This is a genomic window from Pseudomonas sp. (assembly GCF_026224925.1).
Classification (GTDB): domain Bacteria; phylum Pseudomonadota; class Gammaproteobacteria; order Pseudomonadales; family Pseudomonadaceae; genus Aquipseudomonas.
Window position 1 is genome coordinate 1 of record NZ_JAMFRV010000476.1, and the last position, 7,753, is coordinate 7,753.

The 7,753-nt window shown below is 57.8% G+C and carries 9 protein-coding genes; 4 read left to right on the forward strand and 5 right to left on the reverse strand.

The features are described from left to right. Positions 1-752 (reverse strand): SDR family NAD(P)-dependent oxidoreductase (locus M0974_RS20425; protein ID WP_297840891.1); only part of this gene is annotated, 752 nt, incomplete at its 3' end. Positions 753-795: 43 nt separating this feature from the next. Then, on the reverse strand, positions 796-1,032 hold the full coding sequence (locus M0974_RS20430; protein WP_297840894.1) for a ferredoxin: 237 nt from the start codon (positions 1,030-1,032) through the stop codon (positions 796-798). 221 nt (positions 1,033-1,253) lie between these two features. On the opposite strand from M0974_RS20430, the gene M0974_RS20435 reads away from it, so the two are divergent. Genes M0974_RS20435 through M0974_RS20450 form a run of 4 tightly spaced genes read left to right on the forward strand, consistent with a single transcriptional unit; the run spans position 1,254 to position 5,039 of the window. After that, the gene (locus tag M0974_RS20435; RefSeq protein WP_297840897.1) at positions 1,254-2,534 is read left to right on the forward strand and encodes an MFS transporter; all 1,281 of its coding nucleotides are present in this window, start codon (positions 1,254-1,256) and stop codon (positions 2,532-2,534) included. A gap of 36 nt (positions 2,535-2,570) precedes the next feature. Beyond that, the gene (locus M0974_RS20440; RefSeq protein ID WP_297840900.1) at positions 2,571-2,891 is read left to right on the forward strand and encodes a 2Fe-2S iron-sulfur cluster-binding protein; all 321 of its coding nucleotides are present in this window, start codon (positions 2,571-2,573) and stop codon (positions 2,889-2,891) included. Between the two features lie 51 nt (positions 2,892-2,942). Next, a complete protein-coding gene (locus M0974_RS20445; protein ID WP_297840902.1) occupies positions 2,943-4,178 on the forward strand; it encodes an FAD-dependent oxidoreductase in 1,236 nt (411 codons plus the stop codon). 12 nt (positions 4,179-4,190) lie between these two features. After that, positions 4,191-5,039 carry an oxidoreductase gene (locus tag M0974_RS20450; RefSeq protein ID WP_297840904.1) on the forward strand — a complete coding sequence of 283 codons (849 nt, stop codon included), beginning with the start codon at positions 4,191-4,193 and terminating at the stop codon, positions 5,037-5,039. 136 nt (positions 5,040-5,175) lie between these two features. Here the strand turns inward: M0974_RS20450 and M0974_RS20455 are convergent, their stop codons facing one another. Genes M0974_RS20455 through M0974_RS20465 form a run of 3 tightly spaced genes read right to left on the reverse strand, consistent with a single transcriptional unit; the run spans position 5,176 to position 7,653 of the window. Then, complete coding sequence (locus M0974_RS20455; protein ID WP_297840907.1) at positions 5,176-5,529, reverse strand: nuclear transport factor 2 family protein; 354 nt, start codon at positions 5,527-5,529, stop codon at positions 5,176-5,178. Between the two features lie 20 nt (positions 5,530-5,549). After that, the gene (locus M0974_RS20460; RefSeq protein ID WP_297840909.1) at positions 5,550-6,812 is read right to left on the reverse strand and encodes an MFS transporter; all 1,263 of its coding nucleotides are present in this window, start codon (positions 6,810-6,812) and stop codon (positions 5,550-5,552) included. Positions 6,813-6,864: 52 nt separating this feature from the next. Next, the gene (locus tag M0974_RS20465; protein WP_297840911.1) at positions 6,865-7,653 is read right to left on the reverse strand and encodes an SDR family oxidoreductase; all 789 of its coding nucleotides are present in this window, start codon (positions 7,651-7,653) and stop codon (positions 6,865-6,867) included. Positions 7,654-7,753: the final 100 nt, after the last annotated feature.

The following is a 7,753-nucleotide window of genomic DNA, read 5'->3' on the forward strand; positions in this document are numbered from 1 at the left end:
AGCAATCCGCCGTCGACCACGATATCCGAGCCGGTAATGAATGAGGCTTCATCCGACGCTAGAAACAACGCCATAGCCACCACTTCTTCAGGCTCGCCGGGACGATCCATCAATACGCCGTCGAGCAATGCCGCACGGGCCACCGGGTTCTCAAGGAACGGTGCCGTCCCGGGCGTCGCGATAAAACCGGGGCTGATGCTGACGGCGCGAATACCCACCGGCGCGCCTTCAACCGCCAGTTGACGGGTAAAGGCAATTACCGCGCCCTTGGCCGCAGCGTGCGCGCTGATACCGGCGACTTTCGAGCCACCCCAGCCAGCGGTGGATGAGATATTGATGATTACCCCGCGCTGTTCGGCGAGGTGATGCCACGCATATTTGGTGGTGTAGAACAGCAGGTCCAATTCGTTGCGAATCGTAAAGTGCCAATCCTCGATGGACAGCTCGCTCACCGGCCCGAATCGCGCTGCGGAGGCATTGTTATAGAGCACGTTGATGCGCCCGTGCTCTTCGACTGCCGCATCGATCCAGGCTTTGGCCTGTTGATGATCACCGAGGTCTACCGGTGCGTAACCGTACAAGTGCAGCCCTTCAGCCTGCAGCAAGGCAGCGGTCTCTTCGTTGGCGGCAGTTTGGGTGTCACAGCCGACCACAATCGCGCCTTCGCGAGCGAAGCGTAGTGCGGCCGCACGGCCCTGACCTCCGCCAGTGCCCGTAATCAGTACAACTTTGTCTTGCAAACGACCTGTCATGCGCTGCTCCCGATGGATAGTGGGCGTCTACGACTGTTGCCGATCAAGCCGCGCTGTCAGGCGGCTCTATAGGTTCCAGCCAGATCGCTTCAGCCGGACAGGCAGCCGCACCTTCGCGGGCTTCTTCCTCCAGTTCCGGCGGAACCACATTGCTATCCAGGTACACCAGGCCATCGTCGTCCAGCTTGTAGATGCTGGGGCAGACTGCTGCGCACAGACCATAACCACAGCAGCGGGAACGGTCAGCGACTACACGGAATGTTGCCTTGTCTGAACTCATTGTTATCTCCTTTGTCTGGTTCAGTTTTCAATAATAATGAACACTTTTTTAGTTTGTGTCTATTATTTGCACGATACTCAACGATCAGTGACTGGACAGCCACGGCCGGCTGGAATATTCTGAATCCAACATGCAATTCTTTAATCAGAATCTAATGCCGTGATCGAGGTGATCACACCGAACAACGCTTGGCTCTATAAAATCAATAAGGAAGCCAAACCATGTCCTCTTCGAAAAACGAAGCGGCGATCGATTTCAGTGAGTTCCGCAGCGCGTGGAAAGTCCTGATTCTGTCAGTCGCTGGCGTCGCCATCAGTATCAACGCAGCTCTGCTTTATGGCTTCGGCACTCTGGTGTTGCCCCTAGGCCAAGCGTTTGGCTGGACTAAACCGGAATTGCAGGCGTGCATCACCTTTCTCTTCGGTGGCGCGGTGGTTTCCCTGCAGTTGGTCGGCTGGTTCAACCTGCGGTATGGCATCAAGCGGGTCACGGTGATTTCCCTCCTGTTGTTGGTGCTGGGTTACCTGGCCACAACGCAATTGACCAGTTCGATCTGGTCGATGTACCTGGCCTTCGCTCTGCTACCCATCGTTGGTATGGGCACTTTAGCGGTGACGTGGACCCAACTCTTGAGCCTTTGGTACGACCGCAACCGAGGGCTGGCGCTGGCAGTCGGTCTCTCCGGCACCGGGCTGACCGCCGCAATCATCCCGCGTCTGCTGGGTTGGGGCATCGAGCATTGGGACTGGCGCGCAGCCTTTGTCATTCTCGCGTTGCTTAATTTGCTGGTGCTGCTACCGCTGACACTGCTCTGGTTTCGCCTGCCGGGCGCCCTGACCAAGACCACCGACAACACGACTGACAACGCCATGCTGGAATTGCCCGGCATGAGCTTTCGCGAAGGCATGCGTTCAGGCAAGTTCTGGATCTGCAATCTGGCGCTGTCGATGGTGGTGTCTTCTGTGGTCGGCATGGTCACCAGTACCATTCCACTGCTGCAATCACGGGGCCTGAGTGCCAGTGATGCGGGGCTGATTTTCAGTGGCTTCGGTGTCTCGCTGATCTTCGGCCGAATGCTGATTGGCTATTTGCTCGACCGCCTGTGGCCGCCTGCCGTGGCCGCGTTCAGCCTGATGATGCCTGCGGTTGGCTGCATCCTTTATTTGAATGGCGGCGTGGATTTTCATCTTCTGGTATTGGCGGCGGTCTTGGTCGGCTTCGGCGCGGGTGCTGAATTCGATATCGCCGCGTTCCTCGTCGCACGCTACTTCGGCCTGCGTGAATACGGTCGCTTGTTTGGCGTGCATCAGGGCCTCAATACCGTGGCCTCGGCACTGGCGCCTTTGCTTTTTGCTTTCATGCTCAGCCGTACCGGCGATTACTCAGCCATGTTGATGTACTGCCTGGCCTGTTGCGTGATCGGCCCGCTGCTGTTGCTGACACTGGGCCGGGTGCCGCGTTTTGTAGCGCCACCCCTGTCTGCTCACTCGTTAAGCCGCTGAAGCCAGCCCCTTGAACCTAATAAAGGAAAACCGCGCATGCCCACTTTGACCCTGATCGAATTCAACGGCACCGAACATCGGGTGTCCGCCGACATTGGCCAATCGGTGATGCAAGCCGCTAACTTCGCCAGCGTGCCCGGATTACAGGCCGATTGCGGCGGTGCTTGCAGTTGTGCCACCTGCCACGCCTATGTTGACGACGCTTGGCTAAGCCGACTCCCTGCAGCTGAATCCGGCGAAAGCGACATGCTCGATTACGCCTGCGGCCGCAGCGACAACAGCCGCCTGACCTGCCAATTGATCGTCAGCGAAGCCCTCGACGGGCTAGTGCTGCGGCTGCCTGAAACCCAGTACTGAGCCCACTTTTTTATAAGCACGCCCTCAGATCGATTTTCGTAAGGAGTTTCCATGTCACTCGCCTCGGTTGTGATCGTCGGTGCAGGCCAGGCCGGCTTTCAGGTCGCCGCCTCGTTACGTCAAGAAGGCTATACCGGGCGTATTAGCCTGGTCGGCGACGAGCCCGGCCTGCCTTATCAACGGCCGCCGCTGTCCAAGGCTTATCTGCTAGGAAAAATCGGCGAGACCGCGCTGCTGTTTCGTCCCGCCGAGTTTTTCACTACGCAAAATATCGAACTGATTCACGATCAGGCCACCGCGATTGACCGCCTCAACCGCAGAGTGCTGCTGGCCTCCGGTGAGGCGCTTAGCTACGACCATCTGGTGCTCGCTACAGGTGCGCACAATCGCCCGCTGCCAGTTCCGGGCGCCGACTCCCAGGGTGTATTCGGGATCAAGACCAAACTCGACGCCGACACCCTCGCACCGCTTGCGAAAGCCGCGAAAAACGTGGTGGTGATTGGTGCGGGCTTTATCGGCCTGGAGTTTGCTGCCGTCGCCGCAGCATTGGGTGCCAACGTGCATGTGCTGGAGTTGGGAGACCGACCGATGGCACGCGCGGTGTCCCGAGAAATGTCTGAAGTATTCCGTAAAGCCCATGAGACATGGGGCGTGCATTTTGATTTCCGCCAAGGCTTGTCGAGCATCGAAAGCGACAACGGCAAAGCGTGTGCGGTGAACACCAGCGATGGCCGTCGTCTGCTGGCCGACCTGGTGGTGTTCGGCATTGGCGTAATTCCCAACGTACTGCTGGCGACCGAAGCCGGTCTCGATATTGAAAACGGGGTCAAGGTCGACGCACATTTGCTCACCAGTGACCCGCAGATATCGGCACTGGGTGATGTGGCAAGCTTTCCGTGCTTGCACAACGATCAACAGCCGATTCGCCTGGAGTCGGTACAGAACGCCGTCGATCAAGCTCGCTGCATAGCGGCGCGGTTGATGGGTAAACCGGCGGCTTATGAAGCCCTGCCATGGTTCTGGACCGATCAGGGCAGCCTCAAGCTGCAAATTGCGGGGCTTTCCACCGGCTACGACAGCACCGTGACCTTGGGATCATTTGAGACTTCGCAGCTGTCGGTTCTGTGCTTTCGCAACACTCAACTGGTGGCCGTGGAGTCCTGCAACCGTCCGGGCGACCACATGGCTGCACGCAAGATTCTCGCGCGCTCGCCTCAGCTCAATCCGTCGCAAGCCGCTGCCGAGGGCTTCGACCTCAAAGTCTGGGAATTGGCCAACCGTCCCTAAGGAGCTTTAGTCATGAGTAAGGTCTGGATGGTCACCGGCGCATCCCGGGGTTTGGGTGCGCACATCGCGCTGGCTGCATTAAATTCAGGTGACCGCGTGGTGGTCACTGCCCGTCGCATTGAGTCACTGGATGCGCTGTTTCCTGATTCTCTGAAAAACGTGCTCAAAGTGGCGCTGGACGTGACCCAACCGGCTCACGTGCAGGCAGCCACCGCTGCAGCAATGGAACATTTCGGGCAGATCGACGTTCTGGTTAACAATGCGGGTTATGGGCAATTGGGGCCGTTCGAAACCAGTTTGCCGGCGGACGTCGAGCGTCAGTTCGCTACCAATGTATTCGGCCTGATGAATGTGTGTCGGGCAGTATTGCCGGTCATGCGCAAGCAGCGCCGTGGGCATGTGTTCAATGTTTCGTCGATCAGTGGTGTGATCGGCATGGGCGGCGCCGCGCTGTATTGCGCGTCTAAATTTGCGGTCGAGGGTTTTTCCGAATCCTTGGCTCAGGAAGTTGCAGGGTTTGGGATTCACGTCACGTTGATTGAACCGGGGGTGTTTCGTACCGACTTTCTTGATGACAGTTCTGCAGCCTTTGGCGAGGTAGTGATTGGCGACTACGCCGCCTTCTCGGAGAAGGTCCGTGCGTCCTGCGCGGCCGGTAACCATCAACAAACCGGTGATCCTGCTCGATTGGGCGCAGCGTTGGTAGAGCTGGCCAGTCAGCCAACGCCACCTGTGCGTTTCCTGGCGGGTTCAGACGCTTATACGCAAGTTAGTGCCAAGCTAGGGAAGATGCTCGATGGCATAGAGCAATGGCGCGAACTGACGGTCTCAACCGACCGAGCCAACTTGTTAGCGAGATAACGCTTCCCGAATAAATTCGGTCCCACAGGTATGTATCTGGCCCCTGTGGGACCGAATTTATTCGGGAAGAATTTAATGCGGTTAGTCAGACACACTGCCTCGCCAACAAGCTGACGCCTACAGAGGGCGCAAACCCTCAACCCGCCACAAAATACCGAACCGACAACAACCCTTCGTCAAACCGATACACCTCAATGGTCTCAACCCCGCCTTCACCGTTCACGAACGCGTTGCGATGGTGGCAGGCGGCTTCGTTGCCGTTGATGATGGTTGCCTTGACCTCGATACGGATTTTCGAGCTCTGCTGTGCCCACATGTTTTCCAGTACCTGCCAGGCATCACGTTCGGGATGGCCTACGTATTCGATGCTCAGGCCCTTTCCAGCCATGCTGCGATAATGGCCGAAGAAGCCCTCTTTATCGCCTGCGTTCCAACATTCCACCTGGCCGTGGAGAAAGTGCTCTATGGTGCTTTTGTCTGGAGTGCTCATGCTATATCCCGTGAAAGTTATCAAATCGCAACCTTGCGATATACCGTTGCGGTGCTGAGTGTGAGCATGACCAAAGGTCCGATCACGGCGCAGCCGAGGCAGTACAACAGCACCGGCGAGTAAGTGCCGAACACTGAATACAGATGACCAAAGAACGCCGGTGCCAACCCTGAAATCACCGTCACTAGCCCCAAATGCAGGCCAAAGATCCGCGCGTAATCACGCATGCCGAAATAGCGGGCAATCAGGAATGCGGCAATGTCGAACTCAGCCCCGGCACTGACGCCGATGCAAATCGTCGCCAGTAACAAGCTGCCAATGGCACTGGGTCCGCTAACCATGAACAGTACGCAGCCTACTGCCGGTATAAACAGGCAGGCAGCGGCGACCAGATTGGGTTGAAAGCGATCGAGCAAATACCCCACCAGCAAGCGGCTGACGATAATCGACACCCCGAAGCTGCTGAAGATCTGGCTGGCGGTAACGCTGGCCACGCCCTTGTCCTGCAGATAAGGAACGATGGTGGTGATCATCCCGACGATCAACGACACCGAAAGAATCAGCGCCAGGTTGCATGCCCAGAACGCCCAGGTACGAATGGCGACCTTGAACGGTATGCCCTCTAGCGCCGGTTCCGGCGTGACCGCATCAGTCCTGGCAAGCAACCGCGCAGGAAAACGCAGGCAGAAAATCGCCATCGGCAACGTCAGCAACAACGGCATGGCCGCCAGCAACATGAACGCTGCTCGCCAGCCTCCGGTGTGAACCGCCCAGGCCAACAGCGGCGGCATCAGCATCGCCGCCAAGCCCGAGCCGCTGAGAATGATGGCCAAAGCCACGCCTCTATTGCGCTCGAACCACAGGCTAATCAGCTGCGTCCAGGTAATAGCGATGGTGCCTGCGCCCAACAGCGGCATGACGAAGAAGGCGAAGTACAGCCAGTACACACTGCCGCTCAAACGGGTTAGCGCGAGATAACCGACAATCTGCACCAGCAACGAGGCGATGGCTACCCGCCGCAAGCCATAGCGCGCATACAACCAACCCAGCAACTGCGAGCCGATGGCGACACCAGCAAATAGGAAAGTAATCGAGGTTTGCAGTTCGCCACGACTCCAGCCAAACGCTTCCTGAAGTGGGATCACTAAAGTGCCGAAGCCATAGAGCAACGCAGAACTCATGCTGGTCAACACCCCGGCAACGCCCAGCAGCACGATGCGCCAGGCCATGGAGAACTCACCGGGCGCTTGGGTTCGATCAGATAAAACGGGGGAAACGGACATGGCAACGCTCCCGACGCCCCGCCGCTGTTCGGCTGCGAGGCGTGGTTTGGGGTTAGTGGGCTTTCAGCGCTGCGTCGATCTTGGGCATGTTGACCATGGTCGCCCCGCCGTCCACCAGCAACGAAGTACCGGTGATATAGCTCGCCTCGTTGGAAGCCAGAAACATCACAGCTGAGGCAATGTCTTCCGAGCGGCCAAGGCGCGGCACTGGAAAATTCGCAGCCAAGGCATGCGGTAAATCCTGACCCAGGGTTTCGTGCATGTGGTCGGTGCCGATCAGACCGGGTTCGACCACATTGACCAAGATATTCAGTGCACCAAACTCCGCGGCCAACCCACGGGCGAACGCGTTCATGAAGGCTTTGCTGGAACCATAGGGAATCAGCTGCGGGGTATATTTTCGGTTAGCTTCGCCGGAGGAAATGAAGATCAACCGGCCTTTGTCCGTGGACTTGGACAAGTGCGGTGCTGCGTCCTTGGCTAGCCAGAACAGCGACTGGATATTGCTGCGCACGATGTGATCGAAGGTGTCGTCGGGCATGTCGATGATAAACCCGCGGCTGGTGTCAGCCGCACAATGCACGACGATATCCAATGCACCAAAAACGTCCACGCCGCCATCGACCATGCCTTTGATCGCCGCACGGTCGGCTACATCGCCGCCCACTAAACAGGCTTTGCCACCCAATGCTTCGATCATGCTCACGGTTTCTGCACCGCGACTCTCGGTACGAGCACTGACCACCACCTGCGCACCTTCACGGGCGAAGGCTAAGGCGATGGCGCGCCCCATGCCACGACCGGCACCGGTAACCAGTACCACTTTGTCGGTAAATCTCATGTGTAGGGACCTCTTGTTCTTGTTATTCGGTGTCTATAACGGCAGGCATGCCTCAGAGTTCATAGCTCAGGCTTCAGAACCGGGCACATTTCGTGACGGC